Source organism: Klebsiella sp. JN_Kp122 (assembly GCF_040062085.1).
Lineage (GTDB): Bacteria > Pseudomonadota > Gammaproteobacteria > Enterobacterales > Enterobacteriaceae > Klebsiella > Klebsiella aerogenes.
This window is the reverse complement of sequence record NZ_JBEAHW010000040.1, coordinates 1-17,558: the sequence shown is the minus strand read 5'-3', so window position 1 is coordinate 17,558 and position 17,558 is coordinate 1. Positions and strand designations below refer to the sequence as shown.

Here is a 17,558-nt window from a genome sequence, read left to right as displayed (position 1 = left end):
TAGCTTATGGCGTAAGCTCGCTACCCTGTCGCAGGATTCAATCTCCAGCCTGCCGCCGATTAAGTTCTTCTACCCGACTTTTACAGGAGCCGCTCATGCCTACTCATGATAACCATCTTCAGCGCGCCATTACGCTTGCCGCCGCTAATGTTGAAAACGGCGGCCGCCCGTTCGGCGCCGTCATCGTACGCCACGGCGAAGTCATTGCCGAAGCGGTGAATACCTTGCACCAGAGCGGCGATCCTACCGCGCACGCTGAACTCAACGCCATCCGCGACGTTTCTCTACGTCTGGGCAATCAGGTATTGCGCGAATGCGTGGTTTACGCCAGCGGGCAACCCTGCCCGATGTGTCTGAGCGCGATGTATTTAACCGGCGTGCGCGAAGTCTATTTCGCCAACAGCAATCAGGATGGCGAGCGCTTCAATCTCTCTACCGCCGCTATCTACCAGCAATTGCAGCAGCCATTGGAAAACCAATCACTCCCCATTCACCATTGCCCACAACCCGAAGGGCTGGCCTTGTATCAGCGCTGGGCGGATAAAGCGTAATGAGCCAGACACAACGCAAAACGCTGACGCTATTTGTGCTGGTACTGATCGGCATTAATATGCGCCCACTACTGACCTCGATAGGTCCATTACTGCCGCAACTGCAACACGCAACCGGCATGAGCTTTACTCTGGTTTCACTACTGACCGCCCTTCCGGTCATCGCGATGGGGGTGCTAGCGCTAGCCGGAGGCTGGATTAACCGCCACGTTAGCGAAAACCGCAGTATCGCGTTAAGTCTGCTGGCAATAGGCATTGGCGCGCTCCTGCGTGAGCTGGCGCCGCAAAGCGGCCTGCTGCTTAGCAGCGCGCTGCTCGGTGGGATTGGCATCGGCGTGATTCAGGCAATTATACCCAGCGTCATTAAGCGTCTCTTTCATCACCGCACGCCGCAGGTGATGGGGTTATGGTCGGCGGCGCTGATGGGCGGGGGCGGCCTTGGCGCCGCGATCACCCCCTGGCTTGCGCAGCATAGCGCGCTCTGGCACCACGCCCTGGCGTGGTGGACGCTACCGGCCCTGGCTGCGCTCATTGGCTGGTTGCCGCTCTGCAAAATGTTACCCGCCGCGCCGGTTGCCGCATCGGCGCAAGTCGCGCCGGCGGTCTTTCGCCACCACCGCGCCTGGACGCTTGGCCTTTATTTCGGTCTGATCAATGGCGGCTACGCCAGCCTGATTGCCTGGTTACCACCCTATTATATGCAGCTTGGCCACAGCGCCCAGTTTAGCGGCACGCTTCTGGCATTGATGACCGTCGGCCAAACCGCTGGCGCGCTGGCGCTGCCGATGCTCGCTCGCCACGAAGATCGTCGTAAGCTGCTGATGCTGGCATTGGCGCTGCAGTTGTTCGGGTTCTCCGGTTTCATCTGGTGGCCACAACAGTGGCCTCTGCTGTGGGCAGTGAGTTGCGGCGTAGGACTAGGCGGCGCATTTCCGCTTTGTCTGGTGCTGGCGCTGGACCATTCGCCGCAGCCAGCCGTCGCCGCTCGGCTGGTGGCGTTTATGCAGGGCATCGGTTTTATTATCGCCGGGTTATCGCCATGGCTTTCGGGGCTGCTGCGCAGCCTGAGCGGAAACTACCAGCTGGACTGGGAATTCCACGCCATCTGCGTGTTCATCTTAATGGCGCTTACCTTACGCTTTGTGCCCGCACGTTATCCGCATCAGTGGCGCGCGCCGACGACAACCGCCCGCTAACCTCATCGCTCCAGGGTGCAGAAGATGATTTCTGCACCTCCCCGCCAATAGAAAAAATCCCAAAATCAAATAACTACGAAATGTCCGGGTATTGCTTAAAATCACCGTCGCCGTAATTGAATTTATTACCGAATGAAATTAATGTGTCGCCTATTCACGACAGTCGTAAGTAACTAAAAATTAATAAAAAAATGAATCTTGTTTCCACCTTTTTTTAAGCGTACATTAGCGCCATCTGGAGCAAATAGCGCACAGAATTTCGGACTGCCGCAGCCGCCAGAATAGTCTGGTTTTATCTGCGACAGTCCCACAACGGTTAAAGTTAAATTCATTTAGGCGTTTCGCCGAAATGCGGAGTGACATGTCGTGAAATACTTTTTGATGGGAATTTCTTTTATGGTCATCGTTTGGGCCGGTACTTTCGCCCTGATGATTTAACCTGCTATGCAGCAAAGAAATGGGAGCCAGGCGGCTCCCATTTTTTATTCGTGGTGTTCAGTCACCGTTTTACTGGCCGCCGGTAGCAGTCCATCGGCACGGAACATGGATTTGATGCCGCGAATAGCCTGACGGATACGATCGCGGTTTTCGATCAACGCGAAACGCACATGAGTATCGCCATAGTCGCCAAAACCGATTCCCGGCGAGACGCACACTTTGGCCTCCTGCAGCAGCTTTTTGGCGAATTCCAGCGATCCCATTGCCGCATATGGCTGCGGAATTTTGGCCCACACGTACATCGACGCTTTCGGGCACTCAACCATCCAGCCTGCCTCATGCAGCCCTTTCACCAGCACATCACGACGACGTTTATATTGTTCCGCAATATCGCGCACGCATTGCTGATCGCCTTCCAGCGCGGCAATCGCCGCCACCTGCAGCGGTGTAAAGGTCCCGTAGTCATGATAACTTTTGATGCGGGCCAACGCGTTAACCAGCGTTTTATTCCCCACCATAAAGCCGATACGCCAGCCGGCCATGTTGTAGCTTTTTGACAGGGTGAAGAATTCGACCGCCACATCGCGCGCGCCGGGCACCTGCATAATCGACGGCGCTTTCCAGCCATCATAGACGATATCAGCGTAGGCCAGATCGTGCACCACCAGCACGTCATAGCGTTTCGCCAGCGCCACCACCTTCTCAAAGAAATCGAGCTCGACGCACTGCGCGGTAGGGTTCGAGGGGAAGCCCAGAATCATCATTTTTGGCTTCGGATAACTCTCGCGGATCGCGCGTTCCAGTTCATTGAAGAAATCTACGCCTTCCACCAGCGGGACGGAACGAACCTGCGCCCCGGCGATAACCGCGCCGTAAATATGAATCGGATAGCTGGGGTTTGGCACCAGCACCGTATCGCCATGATCGAGCGTCGCCAGCATCAGATGCGCCAGCCCCTCTTTCGAACCAATCGTCACGATGGCTTCTGATTCCGGGTCGATATCGACGTCATAACGTTCCTGATACCAACGTGAAATCGCGCGGCGCAGACGAGGAATACCGCGAGAAGTAGAGTAACCGTGGGTATCCGGACGCTGGGCAACGGTACACAGTTTTTCAACAATATGCGGCGGCGTGGCGCCATCCGGGTTGCCCATACTGAAATCGATAATATCTTCGCCGCGCCGACGCGCAGCCATTTTCAGTTCGGCAGTGATGTTAAAAACATACGGAGGGAGACGATCGATACGCGTAAAACGGCGTTCAGGACTGAATTCAGCCATAGATTCCTCAGATTAACGTTAGCGCCCGGACCGTCCGAGCGACGCGGCCACCGATGTGGCACGTTTAGAAAATAACCTGAAAAAAAACACGCTGTCGAGAGGGTTGATAAAAAATAATCGCCCACGCGTAAAACGGGTCATCACGCCTCAGTATGCGGCAGAACGTGTTCCCAAAACGAATGTAACGTAAATAAACAATCAACATATTGATATCATTTATAATACTCAAATGTATCATCGTTACTCATAAACGGCCTGATAGCTGGAGTGAGCGACTTATCCCCTTTAATTTTTAAGCCTGTTCCCCATTTATCTCTGCTGCTAGCCTTCTGGCGTGAGGTTTTCTATCATATTGCTTTCCCGCGAATCCTGGGCGCATCCATGCACGATATATTTAATATGCTGCTGGCGGTTTTTGACCGCGCGGCATTAATGCTCATTTGCCTCTTTTTTCTTATCCGCTTACGCCTGTTCCGCGAACTGCTGCATAAATCGGCGCATACGCCTCGCGAGCTGCTGGCGGTCACCGCCATTTTCTCCATGTTTGCGCTGTTCAGCACCTGGTCCGGCGTTCCGGTAGAGGGTTCGCTGGTCAACGTACGGATTATCGCGGTGATGTCCGGCGGGATCCTGTTTGGGCCGTGGGTCGGCGCGATTGTCGGCGTGATTGCCGGGGTACACCGCTATCTCATTGATATTGATGGCGTAACGGCCATCCCCTGCTTTATCACCAGCATTGTCGCCGGGCTACTTTCCGGGCTTATTAATCGCAAAATTCCGAAAGCCCAGCGCTGGAAGGTGGGGATTCTGGCCGGGATGCTGTGCGAAACGCTAACCATGATCCTCGTGGTGCTGTGGGCGCCGACGCTGGCGCTGGGGATCGATATTGTCTCCAAAATCGGTATTCCGATGATCCTTGGCAGCATCTGCATCGGTTTTATTGTGCTGCTGGTCCAAAGCGTGGAAGGCGAGAAAGAAGCCAGCGCGGCGCGCCAGGCAAAACTGGCGTTGGATATCGCCAACAAAACGCTGCCGCTGTTCCGCCACGTTAACAGCGAATCGCTGCGTCAGGTTTGCGATATTATTCGCCGGGACATCAATGCCGATGCGGTCGCGATTACCACCACTGACCGGGTGCTGGCCTATGTTGGTTACGGGGAAAATAACTATAACGATCGCAACAACGATATCAGCCCAACCACTCGTCAAGCCATTGAAAGCGACACCATCATCATTAAAAACAACGATGAAGCCTACAGAACGCCGGAGATCCACTCCATGCTGGTCATTCCGCTACGTGAGAAAGGTGTGGTGACCGGCACGTTGAAAATTTACTACTGCCATGCGCATCGTATTACCTCCTCGCTGCAGGAGATGGCGATCGGCCTGTCGCAAATTATCTCCACTCAGCTTGAAGTCTCGCGGGCCGAACAACTACGAGAAATGGCCAATAAAGCGGAACTACGCGCCCTGCAGAGTAAAATTAATCCCCATTTTCTGTTTAATGCGCTTAACGCCATCTCCTCTTCCATCCGCATGAATCCGGATACCGCACGACAGTTGATTTTCAATTTGTCGCGCTATTTACGCTATAACATTGAGTTAAAAGATGACGAGCAGATCGACATCAAGCGCGAGCTGTACCAAATTAAGGATTATATTGCGATCGAGCAGGCGCGATTCGGCGACAAGCTGACGGTGATTTATGATATTGACGAGGACGTCAGCTGCGCCATCCCCAGCCTGCTCATTCAGCCGCTGGTTGAAAACGCCATCGTCCACGGTATTCAACCCTGTCGGGGTAAGGGCGTGGTGACCATCGCCATCAACGAATGCGGAAACCGGGTGCGCATTAGCGTACGGGATACCGGTAACGGTATTGACCCGGCGGTGGTAGCCCGCGTCGAAGCCGACGAGATGCCGGGCAATAAAATTGGTCTGTTGAATGTTCATCATCGGGTGAAACTGCTCTACGGCGAAGGGCTGCATATCCGCCGCTTGACGCCGGGAACGGAGATTGCGTTCTACGTCCCCAACCAGCACGCCCCGGCGAGTGAACCGGTGTCGCTGTTGCCATGAGCGGAGAAAACATGAAAGTTATTATTGTGGAAGATGAGTTCCCGGCGCAGCAGGAACTCACCTGGTTGATTAATACTCACAGCCAGATGGAGATCGTCGGCACCTTTGACGACGGTCTCGATGTGCTGAAATTCCTGCAGCACAATAAAGTCGATGCCATCTTTCTCGACATCAATATTCCCTCTCTGGACGGCGTACTGCTGGCGCAAAATATTAGCCAGTTCGCGCATAAGCCATTTATCGTTTTTATCACCGCGTGGAAAGAACATGCGGTGGAAGCCTTTGAACTGGAAGCGTTTGACTACATCCTTAAGCCTTATCAGGAATCGCGGATTATTAACATGCTACAGAAGCTGTCCAGCGCCTGGCAGCAGCAGGTGGCGGTGAGCGGCGCGCCCGCGCACAACCCACCCCGCGAAAACGACACCATTAATCTGATTAAAGACGAGCGGATCATCGTCACCAGCATTCACGATATTTATTACGCGGAAGCGCATGAAAAAATGACCTTCGTTTATACGCGCCGTGAATCATTCGTCATGCCGATGAACATCACTGAATTCTGCAGCAAACTGCCGGCTGCGCACTTCTTTCGCTGCCACCGCTCGTACTGCGTCAATCTGAATAAAATTCGCGAAATAGAGCCATGGTTCAACAACACCTACGTCCTACGGCTACGCGACCTTGAGTTTCAGGTGCCGGTCAGCCGCAGTAAGGTGAAAGAGTTTCGCCAGTTGATGAATCTGTAATGAGATGGGCGACGGCAGACACCGCCGCCCGGCTGAGAGTGGTTTATAGGATATGCCCCAGCGTCTGGCGCAAATGCGCGCCGGAGCCCAGTAGGCCTGGGTTATCATGGACAATGAGATAAACCGGAATATCCTGCACGTAGGCTTTAAAGCGCCCTTTATCTTCAAACCCGCCGCGGAAACCCGACGCCTTAAAGAACTCAAGGAAACGCGGGACAATACCGCCCGCGATGTACACGCCGCCGAATGTGCCGAGGGTCAGCGCCAGGTTACCGCCAAAGCGCCCCATAATGACGCAGAATAGCGACAGCGCGCGGCGACAATCAATGCAGGTATCCGCCAGCGCGCGTTCAGTAACGTCCTTCGGCTGCAGGTTTTCAGGCAAACGGCCATCGGATTTAACAATCGCCCGATACAGATTAACTAATCCCGGGCCGGACAGAACGCGTTCGGCGGACACGTGGCCTAACTCGTTGCGTAGCTCCTCGAGAATAATGCCCTCTTCTTCGCTGTTAGGCGCGAAATCAACGTGGCCGCCCTCGCCAGGCAGGCTCACCCAGCGTTTATCAACGTGTACCAGGTGCGCTACGCCAAGACCGGTACCTGCGCCGTAGACTGCGATCGGTTTACCTTCCGCCGGTTGCGCGCCGCCGAACTGGATCAGATGCTCGTCTTTGAGCATTGGGATCGCCATCGACACCGCGGTAAAATCATTAATGATTTCCAGATGCGCGAATCCGAGGTTCTTTTTCATCTCGGCAATAGAAAAAGCCCAGGTATGGTTGGTCATCGCTACCCAGTCGCCGGTGATGGGGCACGCAATGGCGATGCAGCCATCATCGACCTTCACGGCTTGTTCGTCGAGATAGACGCGTACAACGGCCTCAAGGCTTGGATAATCGAGCCCGGAATAAGTTTTAGCGCGGGAAATCTCCCCGCTTGCGATATCACATAACGCCAGACGGGCGTTAGTTCCGCCGACGTCTCCTACTAAAGCAAATTTTGTCATTCCGTTACGGCTCCGCTAAAGTCAAAATAATTCTTTTCGCACACTGTAAATTCATGGCGACATAACAACAACGCCCAACGTACAGCCGCCGGTAGTTTAGCGACATTGGTCACATTTAGCCTGTAATCTATGTAACACGGCATCTTATGACCTACACGCAACGTCAGGTTTGGCCTTAAGTTTATCGTTTCAGCACCATTTGCGCCGAAGCTCTTTACAGAGACAGGCAAAGTAGCGCTTCAGGACATTTAAAAGGAACCCTTCATGTTGCACCCGCGCGCCAGAACGATGCTGTTGTTATCGATACCCGCCATTCTTATTGGTATCGCTTCCAGCCTGGTATTGATTGTGGCGATGAAGATCGCCGCGATTCTGCAGAGCATCTTGTGGAGCGACCTGCCGGCGCATGTCGGCATTGCCGCCGATAGCCCGCTGTGGATAATTGCCATCCTCACTCTCACCGGGATTGCCGTGGGGCTGGTAGTCCGTTTCAGCCCCGGTCATGGGGGGCCGGATCCGGCAACCGAATCCTTGATCGGCGCGCCCATCGCCACCAACGCGCTACCGGGGTTACTGGCGGCATTGATTCTCGGCCTCGCGGGCGGTGTCAGTCTCGGGCCGGAACATCCGATCATGGTCGTCAATATCGCGCTTGCCGTCGCCCTCGGTTCGCGCCTGTTTCCACGGGTAAGTTCGCTGGACTGGACAATTCTCGCCGCGTCGGGAACCATCGGCGCGCTGTTCGGCACGCCGGTTGCCGCGGCGCTTATTTTTTCGCAAACGCTCAATAGCAGCAGCGACGTTCCGTTATGGGACCGGCTGTTCGCCCCGCTGCTGGCGGCGGCGGCAGGCGCATTGACGACCGGTATTTTTTTCCATCCCAATTTCACCCTGCCAATCCCGCACTATCCGCACCTGCGCATCGTCGATATCATCAGCGGCGCGATTGTCACGCTTATCGCCATCGCCGTCGGCATGGTCGCCGTGTGGTGTCTGCCGCGTCTGCACGCGCTCATCCACCGGCTGAAAAACCCGGTGTTAATGCTGGGAATCGGTGGTTTTTTACTGGGGATCCTGGGCGTTATCGGCGGACATATTACGCTATTTAAAGGTCTGGACGAAATGCAGCAACTGGCCTCCAGCCAGACGCTTGGCGCCGGCGATTTTCTGCTCATTGCCGTGGTGAAATTGGCGGCGCTGGTGCTGGCGTCCGCATGCGGTTTCCGCGGCGGGCGTATTTTCCCGGCGGTGTTTGTCGGCGTCTCGTTGGGGCTAATGCTGCATGCTCACGTTGAAGCGGTACCGGCCGCCATTACCATCTCCTGCGCGATCCTCGGCCTGGTGCTGGTCGTTACCCGCGACGGCTGGCTGAGTCTGTTTATGGCGTCAGTAGTGGTGCCTGACACCACCCTGTTGCCGCTGCTTTGTATCGTGATGCTCCCGGCCTGGCTACTGCTGGCCGGGAAGCCGTTGATGATTGCCAAACGCCGCGGCGATTAGCCGCGGTTGTTGCGATTTTCCAGCGCCTGGGTGACCGCGCGTAAGAAATCAGGAATATCCATTTTCGGCAGCATGACTTCGACCATCGTTAACTTATCGGAATTAACGCTATCGGCCATCGCCTCCGCCAATTCGCCGGTTTGCGTTACCCGCCAACAGCGGGAAGGCGTATCCGGCGCAAAAGCATCGGGGAAGCGGCTCCAGTCCCACAATGCGATATCGTTGTAGCGCTGTTCCGGCCCGTGAATCGCGCGCTCGACGGTGTAGCCCTCATTATTCAACAGCAAAATCAACAGCTTTTGCTTATCGCGCAGCATTGAGCTCATCTCCTGGATAGTGAGCTGGGCGGCGCCATCGCCAATGATTAATACCACCCTTCTGTCCGCGGCGGCTGTCTGTGCGCCGTAGGCGGCAGGTAGCGTAAAGCCGATTGAGCCCCATAGCGGCTGCACCAGCAGCGTCGCCTGGGAGGGAAGTTTTAATGAGGCGATGCCGAATGCCGAGGTCCCCTGATCGGCAAGAATAATATCGCCCGGCCGCAGCTGTTTCTCGACCGTACTCCAGAAGTTTTTCTGCGTCAGATTACCCTGCGGCGCGCCGGAAGCGTCGGGCGCGATGATATCTGGCGCGCTCCATTCGGCGGACAGCTTGCCAGAAACGTCAATGAGTGCCGCCAGCGCCTGATCCATCGGGATCCGGCTGAACCAGTGATCGCCAACCCGCGCGGCGAACGGCTGGATTTCGATGGTTTTCTCCGTTGGCAAATGATGGGTAAAGCCGGCGGTAATCGTATCGGTAAAGCGCGTACCCACGCAGATGATGGCATCGGCGTTTTCCATCGCCTCGCGAGTCTGCGGCGCGCTGGCGATCCCGCTATAGGTCCCGGCAAAACCTGAGCCTTGTTCGTCAAATAGCCCTTTCCCCATCAGCATGGTGGCGTGGGTTATCGGCGCGGACTTAACCCACTGCTGTAGTGTGTTTTGCAGACCGTAACGCTGAGCGAGAAAATCCGCCAGCAGCGATACGCGGCGACTGCTGCGCAACAATTTGGCCGCGTGCTCGCGAAAGCCGGCAAGCTGGTTTTCATCGGCCGCCGGGCCCTTAATCACCAGCGCGCGGGCCGGCGGCACCGCACGGGCTTTCGCCACGTCGGCAGGCAGCATCAGATACCCTGGGCGGTGGTGGGTCAGCATGTCGCTTAATACCCGGTCAATTTCATGACAGGCGTTGCCCGCCGTTAGCGTCGCCTGAGTACAGGTGATTTGTTCGCTCATCCGCGAGAAATGGGTGAAATCGCCGTCGCCGAGCGTATGGTGCAGCAGTTCGCCGCGCTGCTGCGCGCCGGTAGAAGGCGCGCCCACAATATGCAGCACCGGAATATGTTCCGCATAACTACCGGCCACCCCATTCAACGCGCTTAACTCTCCTACGCCATAGGTGGTTAGCAGCGCGCCAGCGCCTTTTATACGCGCATAGCCGTCTGCGGCGTAGGCCGCGTTCAGTTCGTTAGCACAGCCGACCCATCCCAAATCTTGATGGGCTATCACGTGATCGAGAAACTGTAAGTTGTAATCACCAGGTACGCCGAACAGGCGATCGATACCACAATCTACGAGACGATCCAGCAGATAATCGCCAATGGTGTAAGTCGGTTGCATATCCATAATCCTTGTTGTTGTGCAGGTAATCTGAGTATTAGATATGCGTTTTAACTGTCCAGATTGTGAGCAACAAAGAGGGTGGAAAGCAAAATTTACGCGTTTTCCCCATATACTCCGCATACAACATTGATTAGTGTAAACGTATACACACCCTGTTTTGATGCGGAGGAAGTATGGTTTACCAGGCAAGTAACACGCGTTATCAGGCCATGGAGTACCGCCGATGCGGGCGCAGCGGCCTGAAGCTACCGGCGATATCTCTCGGCCTGTGGCATAACTTTGGCGATGAAACACAGGTAGAGAACAGCCGCCAGTTGCTGCATCATGCCTTCGACCTTGGTATTACCCACTTCGACCTGGCGAACAATTACGGCCCACCGCCGGGATCGGCGGAGAGCAACTTCGGGCGGATCCTCAAAGAAGATTTTCTGCCCTACCGCGACGAACTCATCATCTCCAGTAAAGCGGGCTATACCATGTGGGACGGCCCTTATGGCGACTGGGGATCGCGCAAGTATCTGGTCGCCAGCCTCAACCAGAGCCTGAAGCGGATGGGCCTTGAGTACGTCGATATCTTTTATCACCACCGCCCGGATCCGGAGACGCCGCTGGAGGAGACCATGCGGGCGCTGGATCATCTGGTTCGCCAGGGGAAAGCGCTCTACGTTGGTTTATCAAACTACCCGCTTGAGCAGGCGCGTCAGGCTATCGCTATCCTCAACGATCTCGGCACACCTTGCCTGATTCACCAACCCAAATATTCGATGTTTGAACGTTGGGTGGAAGAAGGATTATTAGCGATGCTGCAGGCCGAAGGCGTGGGAAGTATAGCGTTTTCACCGCTTGCCGGCGGGCAATTGACCAACCGCTATCTAAACGGTATTCCGGCAGACTCGCGCGCAGCCAGCAATAGCCGTTTTTTACAGCCGGAACAGCTCACCGCCGAGCGGTTGGAAAAAGTCCGCCAGCTTGACGCAATTGCCGGGCGCCGCGGACAGAAGCTATCACAGATGGCCCTGGCCTGGGTGCTGCGTGAAAATAAAGTGACGTCAGTGCTGATCGGCGCCAGTAAAACGGCGCAACTGGACGATGCCGTGGGTATGTTAAGCAATCGTCAGTTCAGCGCTGAAGAGTGCGCCGCCATTGATGCGATCCTTGCGGTGTAAACTCATTTTTACTTTGGCAAAAAGTGCTATTTCTTGCGATTTAAGAGTTCCCTGATGCTACGTCTCTTTACCGGCTCGTAATATTTGGTTAACAGGTCATTTAAGACCCGATCGTGAGGAGAAGAGTATGTTCAGGTCACTGATTCTGGCTGCGGTACTGCTGGCATGCGCGCCGGTTATCGCTAATGCTGGTGAAATCACCCTGCTGCCATCGGTAAAATTACAAATTGGCGATCGTGACGGTTACGGTAACTACTGGGACGGTGGCGGCTGGCGCGACCGTGATTACTGGCGTCGTCATTATGAATGGCGCGATCACCGCTGGCATCGCCATGATAACGGCTGGCATCGCGGTTGGGATAAACGCGGCTGGGATCGCGGTCGCGCTTACGAGCGCGGCTATCGCGAAGGCTGGAACGATCGTCGTGGCGGCTGGGGCCGAGGCCCGGGCGGCGGACGTGGTCACGGCCACGGGCACCACTAATTGATAAAGGGAGCGCAAGCTCCCTTTTTTGTTGCCGTATTAATCTAATGCTGAACCAATAATCAGCCAGCCGTTCAGCGCCACCACAATCGCCACAATCAGCCAACCGATGCGTTTTACCCACCGACTATTAACCAGATCGCCCATTAACCGCGCATCGCTGGTAAAAATTAGCAGCGGCACCAGTGCCAGCGCAATCCCGAAGCTCAGCAACACCTGACTCATCACCAGGATACGCGTCGGGTCCAGCCCCATCATAATCACGATAAATGACGGCAGCATGGTGATTGTCCGGCGAAACCACAGCGGAATATGGAAGCGGATAAACCCCTGCATCACGACCTGCCCGGCAAGCGTTCCGACTACCGTCGACGAGAGACCGGCGGCAACCAGACTGAGACCAAAAACCGTCGCGGCGGCATGGCTGAGCAGCGGTTCGAGAGTTAAATAAGCCTGGTCGAGATCGGCCACGCCGGTGTGGCCGTTGAAGTGAAACGCAGCGGCGGCGGTCGCCATCATCGCCAGGTTAACGAAACCAGCGATGGTCATCGCAATCGCCACATCCCAACGCGTGGCGTTATAGCGTTCTTTGCGCGACCCATCGTGCAGGTTCTGCGTCAGCGACGAGTGCAGATAAATAACATGCGGCATAATCGTCGCGCCGAGTACCCCGGCGGCAAGGAATACCGCCTCACCATTAGGCAGACTCGGAATGATCATGCCTTTGGTCAGCGGCGCTAACGCCGGCTGCGAGAAGATAAGCTCAACCACATAGGCCGTTGCCACAAACAGCAGTAGCCCGCCAATGACTTTTTCCAACGGTTTCTGCCCGCGACGCTGCAACATCAGGATCAGGAAAGTCGCGACACCGGTCAGCACTGCCCCCTGCAATAAGGAAATGCCGAGCAGCAGCTTAAAGCCGATGGCCGCACCGATAAATTCAGCCAGATCGGTCGCCATGGCGATAATTTCCGCCTGTACCCAATAAAACCATACCACCGGGCGCGGGTAGTGATCGCGGATCTGTTCCGCGAGGTTTTTACCGGTGGCGATACCGAGCTTGGCCGATAACACCTGAATCAGCATCGCCATCAGGTTCGCCCAGACCACTACCCATAATAATTGATAGCCAAAGCTGGCGCCTGCCTGGATATTCGTGGCGAAGTTACCCGGATCGATGTAGCCGATGGCAGCAATGAACGCGGGCCCCATCAGTGCGAGCCTCATCTTGCGCGCTGCGCGACCGCTGCTATTCTCAACGCGACTGCTAGTCATTTTCTGCCCCTGGAAATATAGCCTTTGCTATGTTTAATGCTATCAAAATGCGAATGATTATCAAGTTCATTTAGAAAGGTGATAATGATTGCTTTGATAGGAGGGAACGATAGTAGGCCAAATAACGAAACGGGCGTGAAGCTGTGGACAACGCGCCTTTCATCAGATTAGTACATTAATGCAACTTTTAATACCTTTGCATAACATAACAAAAATGTACGATTGATCACTATTTTTGTTATTGGTCACATATCCTTGCAATAGTGTGGATTCGATCTCGTTTTATTTAGGCTTGTTGCATAGAATGTGCACGGAAATTTAACCTGCCTCATATTTGGAGCAAATATGGACCGCGTCTTGCATTTTGTCCTCGCGATCGTTGTGGTGGCTATACTGGCCTTGTTGGTCAGTCACAACCGTAAGCAGATCCGCATTCGTTATGTTATTCAATTACTTGTTATTGAAGTTTTGCTGGCCTGGTTCTTCCTGAACTCCGATGTCGGTCTGGGTTTTGTGAAAGGCTTTTCCGAGATGTTCGAGAAACTTCTCGGTTTCGCCAACGAGGGCACCAACTTCGTATTCGGTAACATGAACGATAAAGGTCTGGCCTTCTTCTTCCTGAAGGTTTTGTGCCCAATCGTCTTTATTTCCGCGCTGATTGGTATTTTACAGCATATTCGCATTCTGCCGATTGTCATCCGCGCTATCGGTACCGTGCTGTCGAAAGTTAACGGCATGGGTAAACTGGAATCTTTCAACGCCGTCAGCTCGCTGATCCTCGGTCAGTCGGAAAACTTCATCGCCTATAAAGATATTCTCGGCAAAATGTCGCGCAACCGTATGTACACCATGGCGGCAACCGCGATGTCTACCGTTTCGATGTCTATCGTCGGCGCGTATATGACTATGCTGCAGCCGAAGTATGTGGTTGCCGCGCTGGTGCTTAATATGTTCAGCACCTTTATCGTCCTGTCGCTGATTAACCCGTACCGCGTTGAGCAGAGCGAAGAAAACCTGCAGATGTCCAATCTGCACGAAGGTCAAAGCTTCTTCGAAATGCTGGGCGAATACATTCTGGCAGGCTTTAAAGTAGCGATTATCGTCGCGGCGATGCTGATCGGCTTTATCGCGCTGATTTCCGCACTCAACGCCCTGTTCGCGACCGTCACCGGCTGGTTTGGCTACAGCATCTCCTTCCAGGGGATCCTCGGCTACATCTTCTATCCGGTTGCGTGGGTGATGGGCGTGCCGGCGAGCGAAGCGCTGCAGGTGGGCAGTATTATGGCGACCAAACTGGTGTCTAACGAATTCGTGGCGATGATGGATCTGCAGAAAGTGGCAGCGACGCTCTCCCCGCGTGCTGAAGGTATCATCTCTATCTTCCTGGTCTCCTTCGCCAACTTCTCTTCTATCGGTATCATCGCCGGGGCAATTAAAGGCCTGAATGAAGAGCAGGGTAACGTGGTTTCCCGCTTTGGCCTGAAACTGGTTTACGGTTCCACGCTGGTCAGCGTGTTGTCAGCTTCCATCGCTGCGCTGGTGCTGTAATCCCAAACTGACGTTAATAGCATAATAAGCCGGGCAGCGTTATCGCCCGGCTTTTTTACGCCTTTAATTCGCTTAACGGCTGCGGTTTGCCAATCAGGTAACCCTGTAAATAATCAACGCCCAGCGCCAACAGCATCGCCTTTTGCGCCTCTGTCTCGACGTACTCTGCGACTACCGTAAGCTGTTTCGCCCGCGCGATTTCGATTATGGATTTGACGATAATCGCATCAAGCTGGTCGCTCTCGATTTCGTGCACGAAGCAGCCGTCAATTTTTACGATATCCGCCTGCAGGCTCTTCAGACGCTCATAGTTCGCGTAACCGGTACCGAAGTCATCAATGGCGATAGCGCAACCGAACTCACTCAGCAGCTGAATATTATGCATACTGGTATCCGCATTCGAGAACGCCTGCTCCTCGGTTATCTCAATCGTAATATACGCAGGCGATACACGATAACGCTTAAACAGTGCGATAATCTGAGCGGCGCTATCCTTTTGCATCAGCGTATACGGCAGCAAATTGACGGAGAAGCGTCGGCCAGGATGGTGATCGATCTGGCTGAACAGCGTTTCCAGAACCAGCATATCGAAACGCTGGCTGAGGTTGAACTGCGCAATAAGCGGAATAAAACGATCCGGCGTGATAATCGTCTCGCCGCAACGCATACGGGTGAGGATTTCGTAATAGCCCTCCCCTTCTGCGTTCTGAATCGGCTGCGCATACAGCAGGAGGCTACGCTCGTTCAGCGCTTGTTTTATTTTCGTCAGCATCCGTACCTGTTCGGTCGTTTGATCGGAAACCTCTTCCTGCGCGATATCTAACGCCAGCACCCGCTGCACGGCGCCAGCCTGCTCCGATAACCAGCTAAGCTGGCCAAGCATGGGGTGTAATTCGGTCTCAATGCCGCTGTAACTACCCCACGCCGCGCCAAACTCTAAATCCAGATCCTGGTTATGCCAGTTAAATTTAGCGTGGTTAAGCATCGAGACGATGTGGTTTAACCGTGCCGCCGGTTCCGGCCCCTCTATCACCAGCAATAACTCGCTACCCGGGAGCTGATAAATTTTATCGTGGTGATCCAGGAGCGGCTGCAGACGGCGGGCTATTTGCCGTTTGCACTCTACACGCATCATCATGCCGTAGTGACGGCTAAGGAAGTCCAGGTTTTCGATACGCAGGCTGCTAATAACAACCCGAGGCGATTGGCGCAAATGCCCTTCCAGCGCCCGCAGATTGGGTAACCCGGTTAACGGATCTTCTTCAGCCCGATCGCGCCAGCGCTGTTTAATTCTCTCGCTACGCGAATAAATATCCGTCATGTAAAACAAACAAATCGTGAATGAAATTAACACCGACAGGACAAATGACAAGGAGTACCCCGATTGAACGCCCTGGAGAAAATTTTTGTTATAGGCCACTAAAAAGAATGCCGAAATAGCCCAGGTAATGCGAATTAATTCATGCCCCAGCCGGCCGATACCGATGAAGTAGAGAATAAAAATAATCGGCACCAGATATCCAGCAATTAAATCTGAATCAAAAGGCGCGCAAAGCACCAGCATGATTGTGATTAATGCCATAAACCAATATATGGTAAAGGCTCTTCTTTTTTTCACCAGCCACGGTTGACAATGACGCAACCAAAACACCCGCCGGTAACGTGGGCAAACCATCATTCTCATCGGGTAATAGAAAGCGGTAGTAAAGATTAAGGCGGCGCAGATCAACGCCTGGATATCAATAACGGAATAGATGATCGACGCGGTACTGAAGTAGCTGGAGACGGCAAGCGGGAAGGCGAAGAAGCGCCCCGCCAGATACATCGTCAGCTTAAGCAGAATGGGGGCAAAGAAGCCGCCCCAGAAGATACGGCGACCGATATGGCGCTTGGCAGGCCTTCCGCTACGCCATTTTTTCCCCGACAACGAGCGCATGATAGCGAAGGTGAAAAAGACGGAAAATAACTGACAAAATAACAGGATAGCGGCCTGTGTATAAGTTAGATCTATTACAAATGTATTAGTAATTGCAAACGCAACAATCAAGGGGGCAACGGCGTAACGGCCAAAAATACAAATGGTTGCGTACATTACGCTTAATGGCAGCCATGCCAGATAAATTTGTTTTCCGTCGATAAGGGTTTGCGGAGAAATTAATCGAGATAGCGGAATAAAAATCAAACAAACAATTAACGCCAGCAGAGTTTTTTTAACTTTGATGTTAAATATGTCAGTCATTATTGTTAATCAACACCTCTGCGGCTAAAAAATTATAAGCAATCAGAAAATAGTATGTTGGTTAATAATGGCAGGCAAGAAAATAAATCGAGAAAAATTCCTAAATTACGTTGGTTTTTATTTGCTCGATACACGCTGACGTAAGCTTAACGTCATTTACATTAACGGCGCAAAAAGCAAAAACCCCCGCCGTAGCGGGGGTTCGAATTTTGGTGGAGCTAAGCGGGATCGAACCGCTGACCTCTTGCATGCCATGCAAGCGCTCTCCCAGCTGAGCTATAGCCCCACAGGACCTCTTTACGAACCAAATCCGCTGGGTGCAGAATTTGGTGGAGCTAAGCGGGATCGAACCGCTGACCTCTTGCATGCCATGCAAGCGC

General features: G+C 53.9%; 14 protein-coding genes and 1 tRNA gene. 9 read left to right on the top strand and 6 right to left on the bottom strand.

The annotated features are described in order from the left end of the window. The first annotated feature begins 95 nt into the window (after positions 1–95). The 3 genes from ABLU78_RS16090 (at position 96) to ypdK (ending at position 2,185) form a co-directional block, all read left to right on the top strand. The gene (locus tag ABLU78_RS16090) at positions 96–551 is read left to right on the top strand and encodes a nucleoside deaminase (RefSeq protein WP_020078219.1); all 456 of its coding nucleotides are present in this window, start codon (positions 96–98) and stop codon (positions 549–551) included. After that, positions 551–1,747, top strand: coding sequence for a cyanate transporter (locus ABLU78_RS16085; RefSeq protein ID WP_048229165.1), 1,197 nt, complete (start codon positions 551–553; stop codon positions 1,745–1,747). Before ABLU78_RS16090 ends, ABLU78_RS16085 begins: the two co-directional genes overlap by 1 nt. A 366-nt stretch (positions 1,748–2,113) precedes the next feature. Beyond that, positions 2,114–2,185, top strand: coding sequence for a membrane protein YpdK (ypdK, locus tag ABLU78_RS16080; RefSeq protein ID WP_077777854.1), 72 nt, complete (start codon positions 2,114–2,116; stop codon positions 2,183–2,185). A gap of 44 nt (positions 2,186–2,229) precedes the next feature. On the opposite strand, the gene alaC is transcribed toward ypdK, so the two are convergent. After that, positions 2,230–3,468, bottom strand: a complete 1,239-nt coding sequence (alaC, locus tag ABLU78_RS16075) for an alanine transaminase (protein WP_013878147.1) — start codon at positions 3,466–3,468, stop codon at positions 2,230–2,232. A 381-nt stretch (positions 3,469–3,849) separates the two neighbouring features. Between alaC and ABLU78_RS16070 the strand changes: the two genes are divergently transcribed. Further along, entirely contained in the window at positions 3,850–5,547 is a 1,698-nt protein-coding gene (locus ABLU78_RS16070; RefSeq protein ID WP_348820608.1) for a sensor histidine kinase, read from the top strand. Positions 5,548–5,558: 11 nt separating this feature from the next. Continuing rightward, on the top strand, positions 5,559–6,296 hold the full coding sequence (locus ABLU78_RS16065; protein WP_048229167.1) for a LytTR family DNA-binding domain-containing protein: 738 nt from the start codon (positions 5,559–5,561) through the stop codon (positions 6,294–6,296). Between the two features lie 43 nt (positions 6,297–6,339). On the opposite strand, the gene glk is transcribed toward ABLU78_RS16065, so the two are convergent. After that, positions 6,340–7,305: a glucokinase gene (gene glk / locus ABLU78_RS16060; protein WP_020078214.1), complete on the bottom strand. Its 966-nt coding sequence runs from the start codon at positions 7,303–7,305 to the stop codon at positions 6,340–6,342. Positions 7,306–7,569: 264 nt separating this feature from the next. Between glk and ABLU78_RS16055 the strand changes: the two genes are divergently transcribed. Beyond that, positions 7,570–8,805, top strand: coding sequence for an ion channel protein (locus ABLU78_RS16055; protein WP_013878151.1), 1,236 nt, complete (start codon positions 7,570–7,572; stop codon positions 8,803–8,805). Here ABLU78_RS16055 and ABLU78_RS16050 read toward each other — a convergent pair. Continuing rightward, positions 8,802–10,463: a thiamine pyrophosphate-binding protein gene (locus ABLU78_RS16050; protein ID WP_032708844.1), complete on the bottom strand. Its 1,662-nt coding sequence runs from the start codon at positions 10,461–10,463 to the stop codon at positions 8,802–8,804. The two genes, ABLU78_RS16055 and ABLU78_RS16050, sit on opposite strands and share 4 nt — an antisense overlap. A 176-nt stretch (positions 10,464–10,639) precedes the next feature. Here ABLU78_RS16050 and mgrA point away from each other — a divergent pair, with 176 nt between their 5' ends. Together mgrA and ABLU78_RS16040 are read left to right on the top strand one after the other, a co-directional pair. Further along, on the top strand, positions 10,640–11,632 hold the full coding sequence (mgrA, locus tag ABLU78_RS16045; protein ID WP_045386230.1) for an L-glyceraldehyde 3-phosphate reductase: 993 nt from the start codon (positions 10,640–10,642) through the stop codon (positions 11,630–11,632). A 127-nt stretch (positions 11,633–11,759) separates the two neighbouring features. Further along, complete coding sequence (locus ABLU78_RS16040; protein ID WP_013878154.1) at positions 11,760–12,116, top strand: DUF2502 domain-containing protein; 357 nt, start codon at positions 11,760–11,762, stop codon at positions 12,114–12,116. Between the two features lie 39 nt (positions 12,117–12,155). On the opposite strand, the gene ABLU78_RS16035 is transcribed toward ABLU78_RS16040, so the two are convergent. Continuing rightward, the gene (locus ABLU78_RS16035) at positions 12,156–13,391 is read right to left on the bottom strand and encodes an Nramp family divalent metal transporter (protein WP_348820607.1); all 1,236 of its coding nucleotides are present in this window, start codon (positions 13,389–13,391) and stop codon (positions 12,156–12,158) included. A gap of 345 nt (positions 13,392–13,736) precedes the next feature. Between ABLU78_RS16035 and nupC the strand changes: the two genes are divergently transcribed. After that, entirely contained in the window at positions 13,737–14,939 is a 1,203-nt protein-coding gene (nupC, locus tag ABLU78_RS16030; RefSeq protein WP_013878156.1) for a nucleoside permease NupC, read from the top strand. Positions 14,940–14,994: 55 nt separating this feature from the next. On the opposite strand, the gene ABLU78_RS16025 is transcribed toward nupC, so the two are convergent. Next, on the bottom strand, positions 14,995–17,178 hold the full coding sequence (locus tag ABLU78_RS16025) for an EAL domain-containing protein (protein WP_015365516.1): 2,184 nt from the start codon (positions 17,176–17,178) through the stop codon (positions 14,995–14,997). Between the two features lie 210 nt (positions 17,179–17,388). Next, positions 17,389–17,464 (bottom strand) — tRNA-Ala (locus tag ABLU78_RS16020). Positions 17,465–17,558: the final 94 nt, after the last annotated feature.